This window comes from Brevibacillus sp. MCWH, from assembly GCF_013096935.1.
GTDB classification, from domain to species: Bacteria; Bacillota; Bacilli; order Brevibacillales; family Brevibacillaceae; genus Brevibacillus; species Brevibacillus aydinogluensis.
The window spans coordinates 121,249-140,410 of the sequence record NZ_SDLF01000010.1 but is presented as its reverse complement, the minus strand read 5'-3'; the positions used below and the strand labels follow the sequence as shown (position 1 = coordinate 140,410).

21 protein-coding genes are annotated in these 19,162 nt (G+C 60.5%); 3 read left to right on the top strand and 18 right to left on the bottom strand.

Annotation, left to right across the window (positions count from 1 at the left end; genetic code table 11):
* From tatC to ETC00_RS11485, 5 genes are all read right to left on the bottom strand, one after another.
* Nucleotides 1–777, bottom strand: a complete 777-nt coding sequence (gene tatC, locus ETC00_RS11505) for a twin-arginine translocase subunit TatC (RefSeq protein WP_171566203.1) — start codon at nucleotides 775–777, stop codon at nucleotides 1–3.
* 13 nt (nucleotides 778–790) lie between these two features.
* Nucleotides 791–1,135 carry a twin-arginine translocase TatA/TatE family subunit gene (gene tatA, locus ETC00_RS20900; protein ID WP_171566202.1) on the bottom strand — a complete coding sequence of 115 codons (345 nt, stop codon included), beginning with the start codon at nucleotides 1,133–1,135 and terminating at the stop codon, nucleotides 791–793.
* 42 nt (nucleotides 1,136–1,177) lie between these two features.
* The gene (locus ETC00_RS11495) at nucleotides 1,178–2,179 is read right to left on the bottom strand and encodes a molybdopterin-binding protein (protein WP_171566201.1); all 1,002 of its coding nucleotides are present in this window, start codon (nucleotides 2,177–2,179) and stop codon (nucleotides 1,178–1,180) included.
* The gene (locus ETC00_RS11490) at nucleotides 2,173–2,688 is read right to left on the bottom strand and encodes a MogA/MoaB family molybdenum cofactor biosynthesis protein (protein WP_171566200.1); all 516 of its coding nucleotides are present in this window, start codon (nucleotides 2,686–2,688) and stop codon (nucleotides 2,173–2,175) included. Before ETC00_RS11490 ends, ETC00_RS11495 begins: the two co-directional genes overlap by 7 nt.
* 117 nt (nucleotides 2,689–2,805) lie before the next feature.
* Nucleotides 2,806–3,402, bottom strand: coding sequence for a 5-formyltetrahydrofolate cyclo-ligase (locus ETC00_RS11485; RefSeq protein ID WP_171566231.1), 597 nt, complete (start codon nucleotides 3,400–3,402; stop codon nucleotides 2,806–2,808).
* Nucleotides 3,403–3,578: 176 nt separating this feature from the next.
* On the opposite strand from ETC00_RS11485, the gene abc-f reads away from it, so the two are divergent.
* Entirely contained in the window at nucleotides 3,579–5,513 is a 1,935-nt protein-coding gene (gene abc-f / locus ETC00_RS11480; protein WP_171566199.1) for a ribosomal protection-like ABC-F family protein, read from the top strand.
* A 137-nt stretch (nucleotides 5,514–5,650) separates the two neighbouring features.
* Here the strand turns inward: abc-f and ETC00_RS11475 are convergent, their stop codons facing one another.
* The 7 genes from ETC00_RS11475 to ETC00_RS11445 form a co-directional block, all read right to left on the bottom strand.
* The gene (locus ETC00_RS11475) at nucleotides 5,651–7,957 is read right to left on the bottom strand and encodes a hypothetical protein (protein WP_171566197.1); all 2,307 of its coding nucleotides are present in this window, start codon (nucleotides 7,955–7,957) and stop codon (nucleotides 5,651–5,653) included.
* Nucleotides 7,958–8,654: 697 nt separating this feature from the next.
* Complete coding sequence (gene tsaD, locus ETC00_RS11470) at nucleotides 8,655–9,731, bottom strand: tRNA (adenosine(37)-N6)-threonylcarbamoyltransferase complex transferase subunit TsaD (protein ID WP_171566196.1); 1,077 nt, start codon at nucleotides 9,729–9,731, stop codon at nucleotides 8,655–8,657.
* Nucleotides 9,728–10,189 (bottom strand): ribosomal protein S18-alanine N-acetyltransferase, encoded by a 462-nt coding sequence (rimI, locus tag ETC00_RS11465; protein ID WP_171566195.1) that lies wholly within the window; start codon nucleotides 10,187–10,189, stop codon nucleotides 9,728–9,730. The genes tsaD and rimI overlap by 4 nt, the downstream gene beginning before the upstream one ends.
* A 4-nt stretch (nucleotides 10,190–10,193) precedes the next feature.
* Nucleotides 10,194–10,916 (bottom strand): tRNA (adenosine(37)-N6)-threonylcarbamoyltransferase complex dimerization subunit type 1 TsaB, encoded by a 723-nt coding sequence (gene tsaB, locus ETC00_RS11460; protein ID WP_171566193.1) that lies wholly within the window; start codon nucleotides 10,914–10,916, stop codon nucleotides 10,194–10,196.
* Nucleotides 10,897–11,367 carry a tRNA (adenosine(37)-N6)-threonylcarbamoyltransferase complex ATPase subunit type 1 TsaE gene (gene tsaE, locus ETC00_RS11455; protein ID WP_171566192.1) on the bottom strand — a complete coding sequence of 157 codons (471 nt, stop codon included), beginning with the start codon at nucleotides 11,365–11,367 and terminating at the stop codon, nucleotides 10,897–10,899. The genes tsaB and tsaE overlap by 20 nt, the downstream gene beginning before the upstream one ends.
* 18 nt (nucleotides 11,368–11,385) lie before the next feature.
* Entirely contained in the window at nucleotides 11,386–12,399 is a 1,014-nt protein-coding gene (thiL, locus tag ETC00_RS11450) for a thiamine-phosphate kinase (protein WP_171566191.1), read from the bottom strand.
* A 118-nt stretch (nucleotides 12,400–12,517) separates the two neighbouring features.
* A complete protein-coding gene (locus tag ETC00_RS11445) occupies nucleotides 12,518–12,991 on the bottom strand; it encodes a SprT family protein (protein WP_171566190.1) in 474 nt (157 codons plus the stop codon).
* A gap of 112 nt (nucleotides 12,992–13,103) precedes the next feature.
* Here ETC00_RS11445 and ETC00_RS11440 point away from each other — a divergent pair, with 112 nt between their 5' ends.
* Nucleotides 13,104–13,439, top strand: a complete 336-nt coding sequence (locus tag ETC00_RS11440) for a hydrolase/acyltransferase (protein ID WP_171566189.1) — start codon at nucleotides 13,104–13,106, stop codon at nucleotides 13,437–13,439.
* Between the two features lie 79 nt (nucleotides 13,440–13,518).
* On the top strand, nucleotides 13,519–13,641 hold the full coding sequence (gene cmpA, locus ETC00_RS11435) for a cortex morphogenetic protein CmpA (RefSeq protein WP_171566187.1): 123 nt from the start codon (nucleotides 13,519–13,521) through the stop codon (nucleotides 13,639–13,641).
* A gap of 66 nt (nucleotides 13,642–13,707) precedes the next feature.
* On the opposite strand, the gene ETC00_RS11430 is transcribed toward cmpA, so the two are convergent.
* The 6 genes from ETC00_RS11430 to ETC00_RS11405 form a co-directional block, all read right to left on the bottom strand.
* Complete coding sequence (locus ETC00_RS11430; RefSeq protein ID WP_171566185.1) at nucleotides 13,708–15,867, bottom strand: Tex family protein; 2,160 nt, start codon at nucleotides 15,865–15,867, stop codon at nucleotides 13,708–13,710.
* A gap of 113 nt (nucleotides 15,868–15,980) precedes the next feature.
* Nucleotides 15,981–16,763, bottom strand: a complete 783-nt coding sequence (sigB, locus tag ETC00_RS11425; protein WP_171566184.1) for an RNA polymerase sigma factor SigB — start codon at nucleotides 16,761–16,763, stop codon at nucleotides 15,981–15,983.
* Nucleotides 16,732–17,223 (bottom strand): anti-sigma B factor RsbW, encoded by a 492-nt coding sequence (rsbW, locus tag ETC00_RS11420; protein ID WP_171566182.1) that lies wholly within the window; start codon nucleotides 17,221–17,223, stop codon nucleotides 16,732–16,734. The genes sigB and rsbW overlap by 32 nt, the downstream gene beginning before the upstream one ends.
* A complete protein-coding gene (locus ETC00_RS11415; RefSeq protein ID WP_171566180.1) occupies nucleotides 17,196–17,549 on the bottom strand; it encodes an anti-sigma factor antagonist in 354 nt (117 codons plus the stop codon). The genes rsbW and ETC00_RS11415 overlap by 28 nt, the downstream gene beginning before the upstream one ends.
* 25 nt (nucleotides 17,550–17,574) lie before the next feature.
* Nucleotides 17,575–18,576, bottom strand: a complete 1,002-nt coding sequence (locus ETC00_RS11410; protein ID WP_171566178.1) for a PP2C family protein-serine/threonine phosphatase — start codon at nucleotides 18,574–18,576, stop codon at nucleotides 17,575–17,577.
* Nucleotides 18,573–19,004 carry an anti-sigma regulatory factor gene (locus ETC00_RS11405; RefSeq protein WP_230077681.1) on the bottom strand — a complete coding sequence of 144 codons (432 nt, stop codon included), beginning with the start codon at nucleotides 19,002–19,004 and terminating at the stop codon, nucleotides 18,573–18,575. Before ETC00_RS11405 ends, ETC00_RS11410 begins: the two co-directional genes overlap by 4 nt.
* Nucleotides 19,005–19,162: the final 158 nt, after the last annotated feature.

Below are 19,162 nucleotides of genomic sequence, written 5' to 3'. Positions count from 1 at the left end.
TCAGCGAACTGCTTCGTCCGCTTCCCATCCGTATTCTTTTTCCCAGGTCTCATCCTCTTTCAGCTGTTTGCGGTAGACGATCCGCGACAGCCAGACGCTCAACTCGTAGAGGAGCAGCAACGGGATAATCACCAGGATGTCGCTGACAATATCCGGCGGCGTCAGCGTAACTCCCACCACCGCCAGACCGAAGTAGGCAATGCGGCGAACCTTCGCCAGCCGCACCGGGTTGAGGATGCGCAGCCGGGTCAGAAACATGACGACAATGGGCAGTTCAAACAAAAACCCGAACGGAATCACCATGTTCATCAGAAACCCGAAGTACTCGGCGATCCCGTAGTTCGGCTTGATGTCCATCCCCAGCGAGATGCCGCTCACGAACTGCATCACCATCGGGAACACCACATAGTAGCCAAACAGGAGGCCGACGACGAACAGCACGCACGCAGCCGGAATGAACATCAGCGTCACGCGCCGCTCGTTGTCGCGAAGACCCGGCGAGACAAACAGCCAGGTCTGATACAGGGCAAACGGCAGCGTCACCACCACCCCGATCAAAAAGGCAAACTGCATGTACACCCTAAGCGCGTCAGACGGGTGCAGGGAGATGAGCGGAACTCCCTCGGTGATCGGCTTTTCCTTCAGATATTCGACAATTGGGCCGGCAGCAAAAAAACCAACAATCAATGCAGCAACAAATACAACCAGCACCCAGATAATCCGTCTGCGCAGCTCAGTCAGGTGCTCCACAACGGTCATTTCACGATCGTCCGACATGTCCACCACCCGGTTACGCCTTGGGCTGTCCGCTTTCGGCCTGCAGCCGCTCCTGTTCCAGCTTTTCCCGAATCTCCTTTTCCAGGCGTTCGCGTTCCAGCCGTTCGCGAATTTCCCGCTCCAGCTTCTCGCGGTCAAGCGCGTCCTTTTCGGTAATCACAGCCTTGGCGGGCTGTTCCTTCACCTTGGATTCGGCTTCGTCATCGTCGTCCTTGGTCAGGCCGCGGGTGGCGTTCTTAAACTCCTTCAACGTGTGACCCACCGCGCGCCCCAGTTCCGGCAGTTTCTTGGGGCCAAACAGCACCAGAGCAAGCACAAGAATCAAGATCAACCCTGGAATCCCAATCGTAGAACCCATTCACATTCACTCCTTTTCTCCATCAGCCAACAGTGTTGCCAGCTAGCATGTGCGCAATCCGCCGTATCCCAACCGGGTCATGTCCGACTCGACGATTCGCTCGCCGGCCAGGATCCGGGGCAAAAACACGTCAAACGAGGTAAACGGCTCGTGCATCACCGCTCCGGGCAGACCCAGTATCGGCACGTCGCCCTTGTAGGCTACCATCAGCATGGAACCGGGCAGCATCGGCGTGCCGTAACGGACCACTTCCGCTCCAACACCGGCAATCGCTCCCGGCGTGCGGTCGTCGGGGTCAACCGACATCCCGCCGGTCACCAGCACCAGATCGACGCCCTCCTCCAGAAAACGGATAATCTCCCGTTCGATCGCTTCCTTGTCGTCGGGAGCAAAGCGCTGCTCCGTCACACGGGAACCGAGCGCCTCCACCTTGGCCCGAATCACGGGGCCGAACTTGTCGGCAATCCGGCCTGAATACACTTCACCGCCAGTGGTGACCACTCCCACTTTCTTTTCGTAAAACGGCTTCACCTGTACGATCGGACCGCTGAAGCCCTGCGCCAGCTCTTCCAGGCGGACGATTCGCGCTTCCTCCATGATCAACGGAATGATCCGCGTGGCGGCCACCGTCTGACCGGGCTGCACCACCTGGTCGCTGTAGATGGTGGACAGGGCGATGCCTTCCAGCGCGTTGATCGCGTGGACGGCTTCTTCGTTAATCTTCGCCAGCCCCAGCCGGGTCGCCTTCAATGACACCTTGCCCTCATAAGGCTCGGTCAGCGTCAGTCCGTCCCCGGACACCGCCCGGGCAATCCGCGTGCCCGCGTCGTCCTCATGAATGTACCCCTCCGGCATCTCCAGCACGTAGATGTGCTCCTTGCCGATGGAGAGCAGCGGTTCGATGTCCGCTTCCGTGATGACATGCCCTTTTTTGAACAGGCGTCCTTTAAATTCGCCGGGCAAAATCTGCGTCATATCGTGGGGAAGCATCATGCCTACCGCTTCCCTCACAGGCACTTCCTTCAGCTTTGGTTTTTCTACCAACCCAATCCTCCCCAATCTTCATTGGCCTCTCCCGTTCCCTGCAAAATGTGCAAGGCATCGGACAGCATGTCTCCAATGGCGTTGAAGCAGATTTCCACGCCGCTGGGATTGCCGGGGAGGTTGATGATCAAGGCGTTACCGCGCGTACCTGCGACAGCGCGAGTCAGCATCGCGCGGCGGGACTGCTGCAATCCGGCCCGACGCATTTCCTCGGCCAGACCCGGAACGGGCCTGTCCATGACCCACGTTGTCACTTCCGGGGTGACGTCGCGCGGACTCAACCCGGTACCGCCGGTGACAATCAACAAATCGCACTTCTCCCGGTCCACCAGCTCGATCATGTTCTCTTTCAGTTCCTCCATGTCGTCCGAGACGGCGCGGTAAATGGCCACATCCACCTGCAGCCACTCACGGGTCAGCTTGCGGATGATCGGGATTCGATCGTCCACCCGGTCTCCTCTTGCAATGGAATCACTTGCCGAAATGACGCCAATTTTCCAGTTGCCCACAGTCCATTCCTCCAATTGTCCTTGCAGTTGTATTGTACACCGTTTTGATCCCGCTGTAGATAGTGCAGTTGGAAAATATGCAAACCTGACACAAAATTGCCGCAGACCGGCATCCACTCAGCGCGGATCGGCTGCCCTGGTCTCAAGCACGCCCGCTTCCGTCACGAGGTAATCGAGACGGACGTCATGCGGCTCTACCGGCACGGATGGCACCACCTGAAAATGGTAGCCGCAGCCGATCAGCATCGGCTTTTGGTCCAGCGAAGCGAGAAACCGGTCGTAGAATCCGCCGCCATAGCCCATCCGACCCCCCTGCCGGTCAAATGCCACACCCGGCACCAGCACCGCGTCCAGCGCAGCCAGATCGGCCTCCTCCGCTTTTTCCGGGTCCGGCTCCATGATCCCGTATGCCCCGGGCCGCAGCATGTCCGGTCCGGTATAGCGGTAGGGTATCAGCCGGCGCTCCGCCACGAGGGTCAGCGGAAGCCATACCTCCTGTCCCCTTTGACGAGCGCTGTCCAGAAACGGGACGATGTCCAGCTCCTCTCGTATCGGATGAAAGGCCATCACGGTCCGGCACGCTGCCAGTTTGGCAAAGGACAGCAAATGACGGCACGCCTCCCGGGAGCGATTGGCCCTTTCCCCGGCAGGCAGCGCTGCCCGCTCGGCCAGCATCTGCCTGCGCAACTCCTGCTTCAACTTGGCCCGTTCCATTCCCAACGATCCCCTCCCTGTTTTCGGTGCCTGCGACGGGAGGCGCAAGGGTTGTCCCCGGCGCGCTCTCTACGCTACACTTGTCTGATAGGATAAATTGCGACGGCGACCGCAAGCACAAAAAAGCGCCGCCCGCCCGCTTGCGGTGCAGGTATGTATTAAAGAGGTGACATGCAATGATATTGCTTCAGGCTGAACATATACACAAAACGTACGGGGTTGAGACTATTTTACAGGACATCTCCCTGCAAATACAAACCGGAGAACGGATCGGACTGGTCGGCGTAAACGGCGCCGGCAAGTCGACATTGATGAAAATCCTCGCCGGTCAGCTCAGCTATGACAGCGGAACCGTCCGGATTCCAAAGGATGTCACTGTCGGCTACCTGGCTCAGGACAGCGGATTGGAATCGGAGCGAACCATCTGGGACGAGATGCTCACCGTGTTCAGTGATCTGCAGGAGGAAGAGCGTGAGCTGCGAAAACTGGAAGCGCTGATGGGCAACCCTGACGTGCTGGCTGACGAGAAACGCTATCAGCAGATTCTCGAGGATTACGCCCGTCGTTCCGAGGCGTTCAAGGAGCGGGGCGGTTACGCCTACGAAGCGGCCATTCGCGGCGTCCTGCACGGGCTGCGGTTTGCCGACATGGACAGCCAGACCCCGATCAAGACGCTGAGCGGCGGGCAGAAAACCCGCCTGGCGCTGGCCAAGCTGCTGCTTCAGGCCCCCAGCGTCCTGCTTTTGGACGAGCCGACCAACTACCTGGATATCGAGACGCTCACCTGGCTGGAAACCTACCTGCAAAACTACCAGGGAGCCATCCTCGTCGTCTCCCACGACCGCTATTTTCTGGACAAGCTGGTGACCGTCGTCTACGAAATCGAGCGAACCCGCGCCACCCGGTACGTGGGCAACTACAGCCGTTTCCTGGAACAAAAGGCGGCGCGGCTGGAGCAGGAATTGAAACGCTACGAAAAGCAGCAGGAGGAGATTGCCCGGCTGGAGGACTTCATCGCCCGCAACATCGCCCGGGCGACCACGACCAAACGGGCCCAGAGCCGGCGCAAGATGCTGGAAAAGATGGAGCGGCTGGAGAAGCCCATCATGCAGAACAAATCGGTACATTTTTCTTTTGATATCGCCAAGATGAGCGGCAACATCGTGATCAAAGCGGCCGACCTGAGCATCGGCTATCCGAATGCCGCCCTCTCCCGCAACCTGACGTTTGAGATCGAGCGGGAAGAACGCGTCGCCCTGGTCGGCCCCAACGGCATCGGCAAATCGACGCTGCTGAAGACGATCGTGCAAAAACTCCCTGCGCTCTCTGGCAGCATCCAGTTGGGCAGCAACGTGACGATCGGCTACTACGACCAGGAGCATCGCGATCTCAACGAGCAAAATACCGTGTTGAACGAGATCTGGGACGAGTACCCGCAGATGCTGGAAAAGGATGTCCGCACCCTCCTGGGCAACTTTCTGTTCAGCGGTGACGACGTGCAGAAGCGCATCTGTGAGCTGTCCGGCGGCGAACGGGCGCGGGTCTCGCTGGCCAAGCTGATGCTGAAGCAGGCCAACTTCCTGATTTTCGACGAGCCGACCAACCACCTGGACATCTACAGCAAGGAAGTGCTGGAAAACGCGCTGTACGATTACCCGGGCACGATCCTGTTCGTCTCCCACGACCGCTACTTCCTGAACAAGATCGCCACCCGCGTGCTGGAGCTCACCCCTGATGGAGTGACCAGCTACCTCGGCAACTACGACTATTACGTGGAGAAAAAACAGGAGTTGGCCCAGCTGGCAGCCGAACAACAGGCACCCTTCGGCAAGAAGCAGGGAACAGCCTCATCCCCCCAGACGGAAAAATCCTCGTACGAGCTGGACAAAGAGGCAAAACGGCGCGAACGTCAGCGTCAGCGCCGGCTGGAGGAGATCGAGGCAATCATTCAGCAGCGGGAAGCCGATATCCGCAAATGGGAGGAAGAGCTGTGCCTGCCCGAGGTGTACAGCGACCACGTGCAAGCCAAAGAGCGAAACGACTTGATCGAGCAGGCGAAAGCGGAGCTGGAGCGGCTCTACGAGGAATGGAGCGAACTCTCCGAAGGGTGATGCCCCGACGATGTTTCCTATAGCCGACTTCCTTCGGGCGGTAAACAGGCGGCACCGGTGCAAGGCGACAGTAAATGGACTTTAAACCCGTCTGTGCCGCCGGGGCCAACCGTCCGGCTGCGATGACGCCAGCAAGGTCAGGATGTGGAGCAGCGCTGCTCCTCCGTCTTTCCCAACGCTGCGTACAAGGCTGGCACAACAAGAAACACGATGCAGGTCGCAGCGGTGATGATCCCGGAATCGTTGAGCAAAAGCCCGGCCAATGCCCCGGCGATCACGCCTGAAAACCCCTTGACCAAAAACGGATAATCGCGGGCCAGATGGCGCAGGTAGCGATCGTTGCAGAGAGCCAGCAGGCCGAGGACGACCAGCGAGACGGCAAACACCTTGCTCCACACTGACACGCGGATCAGCCGCAGGTTCATCTCCAGTTTGCGCTGCACGATCTGAGCCACGTCCGTCCACTCCCCTGAGGCGATCTGCTGCGCCACCCGGCCAATGTGAGTGGGCGGCTGACCGGACAGCAGACTGGCCACCGTCAACGCGACCATCCCTGCCAGGACACCTCCTGCCAACAGCAGGAGGCCTTTTTTTCCCATTCGCCACCCCTGCATCCGCACAAACGCCACGGAGAACCCGACCAGACCGGCGAGAAACCCGCCGGCGTCAGCCCCCAGCCCGGGAGATGCCATGTAATACAGGGTGAAGCCAAACAGGCCGCTGCCGACGACCACGGACAGCGGATCGGTCCCTCTCTCCGCGTCCTCCCGCCTGTCCCGCCGCCACTGAGCGAGCGCTGCAGCAAACAGGATGGCGCTGCCGATCAGCACCCCTTCGTATTCGTTGCCCAACCCGTAAAAACGGGCGCCAATCACCGGATCGTACCCCAGATAGGAACGGCGCATCGCCGGATTGCCGAACATGCCGTCCAACAGCAGCGCCAGCGTGGTCAATCCCGCCACGGCAGACAATCCGGCCGGAAGCGAACGCGCCTGTTCCAGCAGCATGCCCCCCGCCAGCGCAGCTGTGATGACCACCGACAGGACAACCGCTGACGGCACCTTCCAGCCGACCAGCCCCTCCACCAGAAACAGCAGGGGAAACCAGAGCATCGACAGCAGCGCCAGACGGACAACGCGCCGCGCCAGGTTCAGCCTCCCGCCGTCTGTTCGCCTTCCCCACAGCCAGAGGAACGAAGCCGCTCCCAGGATCGCGATCTGCAGCATGACGTACGTGTACAACACGGAAGAACGGTTGGCGTAAATGTGGTGAATCCGCTCCACTTCACGCAGCAGATCGGACACGTTCATTTCCTTCGACAGACGCAGCAGGTGGCCGGTCAGCCGCTCCGGCGGAGGCACGCGCAGCCATGACAGGACGGTAGGCAGTACATCCAGACCGCTGACCACCCCCGTCTGTCTGGTCGTCGCCGAAGTGAGCACCCCCGCCGCTCCTCCCCGCCACAACAGGAGCGGCGTCAGCAGCGCTTTCTCCTTTTGGGCCTGAACATGCGGCGCAGGCGACAGCAGCATCACCAACTGGTCCGGCCTGCGTTCCCTCAGCACCCGGTCCAAAAATGCACCAAGGTCAGACAGTACCTGATCGTACTGACGGGCGAACCGGTCCGGGGCCATGTCGTCCGCCGCTTGATAGAGGCGAGCCAGGTCAGACAGCTGCACGGTAATCAACCCGGAAGTGCGGTCTTCGCGAATCCGGTCGGCAAGGTAGTCGTAGCGAGTCCGCACGCCGTACGGGTAGTCGTCCCGCCGCTCCAGGACTGTAGCGGAGAGATCTCCCCGGGGAACGCGCCCCTGCTCATCCATGGCAAAAAGTACGGCGTGCCGCTGTCGCACGTCGTCGTAATCGCCGTTGCCGTAACTGGCAGCGGGAATGCCATGGCGGGCAAGCGTTTCGCCCAGCAAACCGATCCGGGTGGAGTACGGCTTGGACCGGTTTTCCGCGTGCAGGCGATATATGCCGGGAAACACGACCCGGAAACGAGCCGCGTCTGCCCCGTCGGCTGGACTTAGCTGCCGGGCACGCTCACCTGCCGTCACCCCGGAAGAGAGCAGCTCCTCCGGGTGATACGCCGTACCGCTGCGCTCCGTGTACACGGCCGGTCCGCCGCTGCCGAGCAGCAGGTAGCCATTGGCAGCCGTACGCGCCCCCGGTGTACGGATGGAGAGCGCGCCCGCTTCCGCCTGCTCCAGCCATGTATCCACATGTGGATAGCTGCGCAGGCGGTCCAGCTCCCGAAACGACATCCCTTCCACGAACAACGCCACCACCTGCCTGCCTGCCGGATGGTCTGCTCCGGTTGCATGCACCGGTTTTTCCGCTGTCACAGCAGCACCAACAGCGACTGCGGCAGCCGACGCTTCCGGATTTGCAACAGCCGCCAACAGCAGGCATAGAGCCAGTACCTGCAGCCCTTTTGTTCTCACCAGGCACCCTCCTCTGTTGATAACACCGATACTTTTATCCACAAATTCCACAAAAAAATCCACAGGAAAATGTCGATTTTCCCGGCAATTCTTCGTGTTATCACCAGTATTCACAGGAGCAGGTGAACGCATCCGCCGAAAATTATCCAGAGCCTGTGGATAAAGATGTGACGTGTCAGCTCGCTCTCTTCCGCTCAGCCGGCTGCCGAAAAAAATCGCGGCATTTTCAGCAATTTGTGCGAAAAAAAGAGACCCATACCTGGGTCACCATTGAGGAGATGGAGAGAGAATGGAGAGAAGAAGATGAATGTTATGTAATAAATTCTAACATGAAAATTCATGAAGTCAACCATTTTTCGGAAAAATCCGCAAATAAATGTTAGAAAATATGACATAGGGGATGGTCCAAGCGAGCTCCTTTGACGACCGGCTCAGCGGAAAAACGAAGACGCGGGGACCAACAGGGGACACAAGTCTCACTTCATCGAAACACCCAGATGTTTGTCCCCTGCCCGCGTCTCGTTTTGGAGCGGACTTCATCTGCTTCTGTGCTGGGCGTCAAGCGAGCGAGCGGGCCCGATCTCCCATGCGCCGCGAACTTTGTCTACACGCTGATATAATTTTCTTCCCCACACCGAGATGGAGTCCCTATGAAAAAAAGAGAGCCTGCGGAATCACTTCCGCAAGCCCTCTTTTATCACGATAGGGAAAGACCGGGCACGCCGTTCAAGTCAAGGTCGGCAAACTGGCCTTTTTGGTACTGGATGTACCCGGCGGCTGCGATCATCGCGGCATTGTCGGTACAGAGCGACAGCGGCGGGATGACCAGGGCAATGCCCTCCGCCTCACAGCGCTGCTGCAGCCGTTCACGCAGCCCGCGGTTTGCGGCCACGCCACCGGCCAGCAGCACCTGCCGGGCCTTGTATTCCTTCGCCGCCCGGATCGTTTTTTCCACCAGCACCTCGGTCACTGAATCCTGAAAACTGGCCGCCAGGTCGGCGGGATCGATCGTCTCTCCCCGCTGCGAAGCGTTGTGCAGCGTATTGAGCACCGCCGACTTCAGCCCGCTGAAGCTAAAATCATAGGAGTCGGGTTCCAGCCAGGCGCGCGGCAGCGGCACACGCGGCTCTCCTTCACGGGCCAGCCGGTCGATGTGCGGTCCGCCCGGATAAGGCAGTTTCAGCGCCCGGGCCACTTTGTCGTACGCTTCACCGGCGGCGTCGTCCCGGGTTTCTCCCAGAATCTCGTACTCGCCGTGCGCTCTCATCAGCACCAGCTCGGTGTGGCCGCCCGAGACAACCAGCGCCACCAGTGGAAACTGCATCTCTTCCACCAGCCGGTTGGCGTAGATGTGACCGGCGATGTGATGAACACCGATCAAGGGGATGCCGCGGGCAAAGGATATGGCCTTGGCCGCCGCCACACCCACCAGCAGCGCGCCTACCAGACCGGGGCCGTACGTGACCGCGATGGCATGGATGTCCTCCAGTGACCGGCCTGCCTGGCTCAAGGCCTCCTCGATCGTCAGCGTGATGTTTTCCACATGACGACGGGAGGCCACCTCCGGGACCACCCCGCCGAAGCGTTTGTGTATGTCCGCCTGTGAGGCGATCACGTTTGACAGCACGATGCGGCCGTCCTGCACCACCGCAGCCGACGTCTCATCGCAGCTCGTCTCGATCCCCAAAATGTACGTTGGTTCCCCCGAGTCCTTGTGCGCCTGGTATGCCTGCCGCACGCGTTCCTCGTAGCGGGAAGGTTCTCTTCTGTTCATTGCAGTGTCACCCACATTATGATCGCGTCTTCGTTATTGTCCGAATAGTAGTGTTTGCGCAGCCCCCGCTCCTCAAAGCCCAGTTTGGCGTACAAGCGTCGGGCCACGGTGTTGGACGGGCGCACTTCCAGCGTCATGCTCCTTGCTCCATACGCCACGGCCACTTCCATCATTTTACGCATCAGCCGCTCCCCGATCTTTTTCCCCCGCCAGGCGGGGTGCACGGCCACGTTGGTAATGTGCGCCTCGTCCAGCACAACCCACATCCCGCAGTAGGCAATTACCTTGTTTTCCCGGTTCACGACAACGACGTAGCGTGCGTTGGGGTTTCTTGTCAGCTCGTTGACAAACGCATCGGGCGGCCAGGGTGTGGTAAACGACAGCCGCTCCAGTTCCGCAACCGCTTGTACGTCGGCCAGTGTCATAAAGCGAAATCCTACCGGTTCTTGTTGCTCCATGCCTCTACTCCTTTTGGGAACCCTCCTGATTTTGGGCCAGCCACTTTGCTTCTGCTTCTGCCAGTTGCAGATACTCGGGCACCAGGGCATGCGCCGATCCGGCGTGCTCGATCTCGCCCAGTGCCAAAAGGCCGATATGGGCCGCCCGCGGATGGTTGTGCGAAGCCGGAGCAAACCGGGCTTGATCTCCCAGCGCCGCCGCAATCGTCTCCCGATGCAATCGGACGTCTTCGCCCAGGAACAGGATCGGTTCTCCTGCGGCTTCTTTGCACAGCAGCGGCAGCCAGTCGGAGAGCAGGATGATGCGTTCGGCCAACTGGACCTCGACCGCCTCCATTCCTGCTGTCCGGTACGCTCCGCTGTAAACTTGTCCCCGCCGCGCGTCGAACAAGGGAACGATCAGTCCCGGAAAGCCCAGCGCGTTTTGCGCCACCGCCTGCAGGCTGGAGACGCCGACGACGGGCAGGTTCAGCGCCCAAGCGATGCTTTTGGCCGTGGCGACGCCGATGCGGACACCTGTATACGATCCGGGTCCTTTTGCCACGCCGATGCCGGCAAGCTGTTCCGGCCGCGTGTCCGTCTCGTCCAACAGCCGGGAGACGCAGTCCATCAGGCGAACGGAGTGGTTTTTTTGCTGGTTGGTGGTCACTTCCGCCAGCACACGTCCCTCCTCCACCACGGCTACGCTCAATACCAGGTTGGACGTGTCAATCGCCAGTACGCGCATCACTATCAAACTCCTCGCACAAAGTCACATACCGCTCTCCCTGCGGCACGAATTCGATGCGGCGGGTGTCCGCCCCCTCGTTTCGCAAGATGATCGTCAGCCGCTCCTGCGGCAGCACATCCTCGATCAGGGAAGCCCATTCGACCACGCAGACTCCATCACCGAAAAAATACTCGTCCAGGCCGAGCGACTCCACATCGTCCCCCACCCGGTAGACGTCCATGTGATAAAGCGGCAGCCGTCCCTGATACTCTTTTATGATGGTAAACGTCGGACTGTTCACCACCTGCTTCACGCCCAGACCGCGGGCCAGCCCCTGGGTGAAAGTCGTCTTGCCGGCGCCCAGGTCACCCTCCAGCGCCAGAAAGTCGCCTGGCCGCAACCGTTCCGCCAGACGTTCGGCAAACTGCTGGGTCTCCGCGACTCCGGACAGCGTCCACCTGTATGTCATCCCTGTCATCCTCTCTTGTCAGTCGGCTTGTGCAAAATGATTGTAGCCCGCTTTTGCCATCGGACCGCATACGCCGTCGCGGCACAGCGTGACGGACGGTCCGCCCTTTTCCACGCGGCCGATAATGCTGAAGGATATGCCCGATTGGGCACATTGCCGCGCAAGTGTCTCCGCGCCCGCCGGGTCCACCGTGCCTGCCAACTGATAGTCTTCGCCTCCGTACAGCGCCCAGTCCAGCGGGTCCCTGCCCGCCTGTGCGGCGTACGCACGGGTCGCTTCGTGCATCGGCACCTGCGCGGCGTCCACCACCAGGCTCACGCCGCTCGCTTCTGCGATCTCCCACAGCTCGGAGGCAAGCCCGTCGCTGATGTCGTTCAGCGCCCCCGCCGATCCGGACGCAAGCAGCAGGCGTCCTGCCTCAATCTGCGCCGCGGGCCGCTGGTGGCAGGCGACCAGCTCCGACCACTCAGACGGCACGCGCGCTCCCGCGTCTCTGGTCTGCAGCAGCAGATGAAGTCCTGCGGCCGATCCTCCCAGGTGACCGGTCACAAACACGAGTTGCCCCGGCCGTGCACCCGAGCGGCGAAGCGCCCGCCCCTTTTCCACTTCCCCCAATACAGTCACGGACAGGTGCAGGGCGTCCGGCGCCGCCACCGTATCCCCGCCGATCACCCGGACGCCATACGCAGCGCACGCCTCGTAAATCCCGTCGTAGATTTCCCGGCATTCCGCCGCTGTCCAGTGCGGGGGTACGGCGATGCTGACCAGGGCAAAGCGGGCGATCCCGCCCATTGCCGCCACGTCGCTGATGTTGCTGATAACCGCCTTGTAACCGATATCGCTCGGCTTCATTGTCTCCCGCAGAAAATGGACGGTTTCCGCCATGGCGTCACAGCAAGCGACTACCTCCATGCCCGGGGAGGGGGAAAAGACGGCGGCATCGTCGCCAATTCCCACGGAAAGCCCGTTTCCTTCCTGGCCGGCCGAACGGCTCGTCCACTGGCGGATGAGCGAAAATTCGTCGTGCGCCACCGCGAACGCTCCTTTTTCCACATAGTGCATTCATTATACCGTTGTCGTCCAAAAGCACGCAAGGAAGCGGGCTTTCCCTGACAAGCCCTGTTGTCTCCCGCGCGCTCCCCGCCGACAGTCAGCTGCCGTCCGCCCGCGCCAGCTCCCTGAGCGACAGCTTGCCCCGGCAGCGGCCGCAGCGGTACCGAGCCGGGTTCATCTTTCGCTTGCGCTTGTAGCGCATGCCGCACTCCCGGCAGACCAGTTCGTACCGGTAGGGCAGCCGCGTCCGTCCGCCGCTTACCTGCTGGCAGTACCGGCTGCCGCCCACCTGTTTCAACAACTCGCGAAACTCCCGGTCGCGGTGCCGATACCCCCGTTTTTCCAGGTGCAGGTGGTAGTGGCACAGCTCGTGTTTGATGATGCCGATCAGTTCCGCTTCCCCGTGCTCTTGCAGATGGCGGGGATTTAATTCGATATCGTGTGAATGAAGCAAGTACCGCCCGCCTGTCGTGCGCAACCGCCGGTTAAAGCGGGCGCGATGGCGAAACGACTTGCCAAAAAACGCCTCCGAGATGGTTTCCACCAGCGTCTGCAATTCCTGATCCGTCATGGGTTCCTCCCCGTCCTCCGCCTGTCCCCTCGACCTCTCCCGCACGTATTGAAAAGTAACGGATGAATGAGCTACACTTGTTGGGAAAGACACGTAGAATGGTGGAGGACTTATGCGTTATCTGATCTTGCAGGAACAGACCGGGCTGCGCTTTGTCGCCATGCCCGAATCCCATATGTACCAACTGGTCGCATTGCTCAAACGGCTGCACAAGGAGATCGGCAAGCTGACGATCGCCGACCGTCCGGAATTGCCCGTCATCATCGCCGAGTGCACCGGACTGGAACTGCTGAGCGACGCCTGCCCAATCGAAGAGGGCCTCGCTTACGTCAGCCGTCTGGAGCGCTGTTTTGCCGCGCTTCAGGAGAGCGAGTATCCGCTCATTTCCCTGCTCACGGAAATCCGCGCCCTGCAGGCGCAGCTTGAGTTTTTGAACGAAGAGGAATAAGCATCGCAAAGAAACAGGTACCTCCGGCGCGTCTTCGGCATACATTGCCTATAGATGATTGACGCCAGGAGGTACTCTCATGCCACAGTGGATGCGCAGGCAACTGCAGCGTGCCTTCTTCGGAAAGGACGTGCGGCAGATTCGCCTGTTGAACAGTTGCTGGTTTTTATATTTGGAAAAGCACGGCGGCCGCTTGGAGTAAGCAGAGGCCGCTTTTTTTTGCGTGCAGGCGGCCTCCCTCGGCCGAGACGGAAGGACGTCCGGGCACTTACTCCTCTGGGGCAATCATCGTCAAGCCGACGCGCTGCCGCTGTTCATCAATCTCCACCACCCAGACGTCGACGATGTCGCCCACCGTCACCACGTCCAGCGGGTGCTTGACAAAGCCTTTGCGCATCCGGGAGATGTGGACAAGACCGTCGTTTTTCAGCCCGATGTCCACAAACGCCCCGAAATCCACCACGTTGCGGACCGTGCCCTGCAGCTTCATTCCCACGGACAAGTCGGAGAGCTGGAGGACGTCGCTGCGCAGCAGGGGCTTGGGCAGTTCGTCCCGCGGGTCACGTCCGGGGCGCAGCAGGCTGTCGACAATATCGGCAAGCGTCGGTTCGCCAATCTCCAATTGCCGCGCCGTTTCCGCCAGATCCAGCGCCTGCAGCCGTTCGCGGCAGGTCTGGCTGCCGATCTCATCGGGAGTGATGCCGATGATCGCCAGCAGTTTGTGCACCGCCGCGTAGGATTCGGGGTGGATCGGCGTTTTGTCCAGCGGATTGACGCCGTCCATGATCCGCAAAAAGCCGATGCACTGTTCATACGTTTTGGCCCCGAGGCGAGGCACGTCTTTCAACTGCGAGCGATCGGTGAACTTTCCGATCTCCTCCCGCTTCTTCACGATGTTGCTCGCCACTTGGCGGGTAATGCCGGAAACGTACTGCAAGAGGGAGGGGGAAGCGGTATTGACGTCCACCCCGACGTGGTTGACCGCCGACTCCACGACGAACTGCAGGCTTTCCGCCAGGCGGGACTGGGAGACGTCGTGCTGGTATTGGCCGACGCCAATTGATTTGGGGTCGATCTTGACCAGCTCAGCCAGCGGGTCCTGCAAACGGCGGGCGATCGATACGGCGCTGCGCTCGGCCACGTCCAGATCGGGAAATTCCTCCTTGGCCAGTTCCGAAGCGGAGTAGACAGAGGCGCCCGCCTCGTTGACGATGATGTAAAACACGCTCTGCTTTAGCTCCTTCAAGACCCCGGCGATGAATTGTTCCGTCTCCCGCGAGGCCGTTCCGTTGCCGATGGCGACGACGTGCACGCCGTATGTTTCGATCAGCTCCACAACCTTGGCTTTCGCTTCCGCCACCTTGTTGGCAGGCGGCGTCGGGTAGATGACGGCCACCTCCAGCAGTTTGCCGGTCTCGTCCACGACGGCCAGCTTGCAGCCGGTCCGGTAGGCCGGGTCAACGCCCAGCACCACTTTGCCCTTCAGCGGAGGCTGCAGCAAGAGATTGCGGAGGTTTTCCGCGAAAATGTGAATCGCCCTCTCTTCTGCCTTCTCCGTCAGCTCTGACCGCACTTCCCGCTCGATCGACGGGGCGATCAGGCGCTTGTAGCTGTCTTCCACAGCCGCTTCCAGCCAGGGGCGGGCCACCGTCTCCCGGGTGATGACGCGTTTTTTCAGATAGGCGAGAATCTCCTCCACTGGCGCCTCGACCGCAACCTTGAGGATGCCTTCGTTCTCGCCCCGGTTGATCGCCAGCACGCGGTGGGGAACCACCTTTTTCAGCGGCTCGCTGAATGCGTAGTACATCTGGTAGACGTTTTTCCCGTCCGCTTCTTCCGCCTTTTGCTCCGACACCAGCACCCCTTTCTGGAACGTCCGCTGCCGGACCCACTGCCGAATCTCTGCATCGTCCGAGAGTTGTTCAGCCACGATGTCCATTGCTCCCTGCAGCGCCTGCTCCGCTGACTCCACGCCTTTTTCTGGGTTGAGGTACGCGGCCGCCTCAGCTGCCGGGTCACCCGCCGCAGGCAACCCCAACAGGTACATGGCCAATGGCTCCAAGCCCTTTTCCTTAGCCATCGTGGCCCGGGTCCGCCGCTTCTGCCGGTACGGCCGGTACAAATCCTCCACTTCCTGCAGCTTGACGGCGCGTTCGATGGCCGCCTTCAGCTCGTCGGTCAGTTTGCCCTGCTCCTCGATCAGCCGGATAACCTCTTCCTTGCGCACGGACAGGTTGCGCAAATAGCGAACGCGCTCGTCAATGGCGCGAATCTGTGTTTCGTCCAGCTGCCCGGTCATTTCCTTGCGGTACCGGGCGATGAAGGGCACCGTATTGCCTTCGTCCAGCAAGGCGATCGTGCGCTCCACCTGATGCGGCTTGACGCCCGTCTCCTGCGCGATCGTCTGGATCATCAACGTTTGGTCCATTCCGTACCTCCTGCTCTCATCCTACGCGGTTATTGTATCACAACCGTCAAATCGCCCCCAGCGCGCATCGGACCAAAAAACGGAGGTGATCTCCACCTCCGCCGTCGTTTGCGTTATGATGTCGGGTTGTCAGCTTGCAGCGCCGCGCGCAGTTTGCCGAGAGCCCTGCGCTGCAGCCGCGAAACGTGCATCTGGGACATGCCCAGCAGATCCCCTGCCTGCTTTTGGCTCAAATTCCGAAAAAACGTAAGATGAATGATGGCCTGTTCCCGTTGGTCCAAAGCATGCAGGGCGCGGTCCAGCATCAATTGCCGGTCGATCCGGTCATACCCTTCCTCTTCTACCCCGACCATGTCCAGAAGCGAGACGGCGTTGCCGTCGCTGTCCGACTCCAGCTCGCTGTCGATCGACAGGGAATAGTAGCTCCGTCCCATCTCCAGCGTCTCCAGCACGTCCTCCTCACTGATGCCGAGCGCTTCCGCGATTTCCGCAATCTGCGGGGAGCGCTGCAGGCGGGCAGTCAGTTCGTCCGCGATACGCTTGATCTTCGGGCTCAGCTCCTTGATCCGCCGGGGGACGTGGACGCTCCAGGTCTTGTCGCGGATGTAGCGTTTGATCTCCCCGACAATGGTCGGCACGGCAAAACTCTCAAACGTGCGGCCCAGCGCAGGGTCAAACCGGCGTAAGGAGGCAAGCAGCCCGAGCATGCCCACCTGAAACACGTCCTCGTAGGAAATCCGGCCGCGCACGAATTTTCTCGCAAGCGTCTCGACGAGTGGGGTATAGGCGCGCACCAGTGTCTCCTGCAGACCGGGGTCCCCTGTCTCACGAAACGCGCCGACCAGCCGTATCAGTTCTTCGCGGCTAGGCTTCCGCTTCGGAATCCGCCCGGTCATCACAAGCCACCCCATCCCCCCGCAGGTACTTGGTCATGGTGACCGTCACTCCCTCGCTCACCTGAACGTCCACCTCGTCCATCAGCGCATGGATCAGGAACAGCCCCAGTCCTCCTTCGGCCACGTCATCGAGGTCGGCATCGGGGTGGATTGGCCGCAAATCTGCCGGCTCTCTGTCAAACCAAAACCCTTTCCCCTGATCGGCCACTTCGATGACCAGGCGATCCGGGAAGACACGGCAGGTGACGCTCAGCTCCATCTCCTCGGCGGCGCGGTCGTAAGCGTGATTCACCGCATTGGTACAGGCCTCGGCCACCGCCAGCTTGATGTCTTCGATCTCCTCGTAGGCAAATCCCATCCGGTTGGCAATGCCCGAAACAGTCAGGCGGACAACGCCCACATACTCCGCCTGGGCTGGCAGCGTCAGTCGGATCACATCGGCCTCAGGTCGTTGCGCCATTCGTCGCTCTCTCCTTTGCGGGGAACAATTCGTTCATACAATCCGGTGAGCCGAAACAGCCGCTCCACCCGCGGCGACAGGCGTTCCACAAGGAGCCGGCAGCCCGTCTGCCTGCACACTTTCATCGCCGCGACAAAAATCCCGATCCCCGTGCTGTCCATGTATTCAACGGCTGTCAGATCCACAGCGACGCTCCTTACGTCCGGCTGGTTGACCAGCGGCAGCAGGCGCTCCTTTAGCTGCGGCCCCGTATAGGCGTCAATTTCCCCTGCGAGTACCAGCACGTGTTCACCGCCGTTGCTCGTGTGCGTAATCGTCAGGTCCATCCGAACTCCCTCCCGTATGCTGTGCTCACGTCCGTCGAAGTACGATCATGGTGTAATCATCCGGCAGTTCAAACTGGGAGAGGAGCAGCAGCCTGTGGTAGAGACGGTTGGCCATCTCCTGGGCCGGCACTCCCACTTCCCCCTGCAGATAGGAAACCAGCTCCTCCCGTTGGAAGTACGCCCGTCCTACCTTGCGTTCCGTCACGCCGTCCGTCAACAGGATGAGGCAATCTCCCGGTTCGAGCTCGACTTCCCGCTCCTCGTACGTGCTTCCCGGCGCAATCCCCAGAGCCGCGCCCCTGCCTTCGAGATCGTAAAAGCGGTCCTCGGCCCGCCGGTACAAAAAGCCCGGTTCATGTCCCGCCGTCGCGTAGCAAAAGCGGTGAACATCCGCGTCGTAACGGCCGTACACCATCGTGACAAACATGCTCGGATCGAGGTTCCGCTCCACGACATTGTTCAAATGACGCAGGATGCCTGCCGGCCCCAGCTCCATCTCGCCCAGGCCGTCGATCGCGTATTTGAGCATCGACATGCACATGGCGGCGGGGATACCCTTCCCCGTTATGTCGGCGATCGCGAGGCTGAACCTGTGACTGTCGTGGCAGACAAAATCGTAGTAGTCGCCGCTCATCTGTTTGGCCGGCACACTGACCAACCCTACATCCACACCGGGGCAGGAGGGCAGCCGCTGCGGCAGCAGTGCCTGCTGCATCGCGGAAGCTACGGCGATTTCCGACTCCAACTGCTGGTGCCGGCTCCGCCAACTGTGAATCGAGCGGTACGCGTTCCCATACTCGATCATGATTTCCGTCAAAATCTGAAACGACTCCCGGACGAACTCGGGAACCGGCCCCAAACGCTCCAGCGCCCGTCCGTGCAGGTCGGCGAGCTCTTCCGGGGAGACGTTGCGGGCCAAGAGCTGCTTGCCCAACTGCTGGGCGCCGTACAAAGGGGCTTCTCCTTTGCCCTCCCGGTAATCTCTCAACAACCGTGCATACTGTTCTTCCAGGTCGTCATACGTCAATCGGGGTCACCTCCCCCCGCTTCGTTCCGCCACTTGACGACGATGACACGCGTTCCTTTTCCGGGAACGCTCTCCAGAAAAAACTCGTCCATCATCCGCTTCACACCCGGCAGTCCGGCTCCCAAACCGCCTGAGGTGGAATACCCGTCCTCCATCGCCTTGCGCATATCGGCGATGCCCGGACCGGTGTCGGCAGCCGTGATCCGCAACCCGATACGGCTGTCCCGCTCCACCTGTTCGATGAAAATCGTGCCGCTGCCCGCGTACAGGTAGATGTTGCGGGCCAATTCGGAAATGGTGGTGGCGATGCGGGACTGCATGATGGTGCCAAAGCCCAATTGTCTCGCCATGTTGCGGCCGATCTGCCTGGCCGTGACAATGTCCGCCTCTGTAGCGATGTTGACTTGTTCTGAAAAAGGCTCTGTCACAACCGGAAACTCCTTCCATCTGCACTTGTCACCGATCCGATTTAGCAAAACGTGTCAATTTTTGTCTACGAAATCATTTCGCTGCCGCTGTTTTGAATCCCTGCCCCGACAGCAAAAAAACCACTTGCTGCACAAGTGGTTTTTGCTGTCTGAGCATC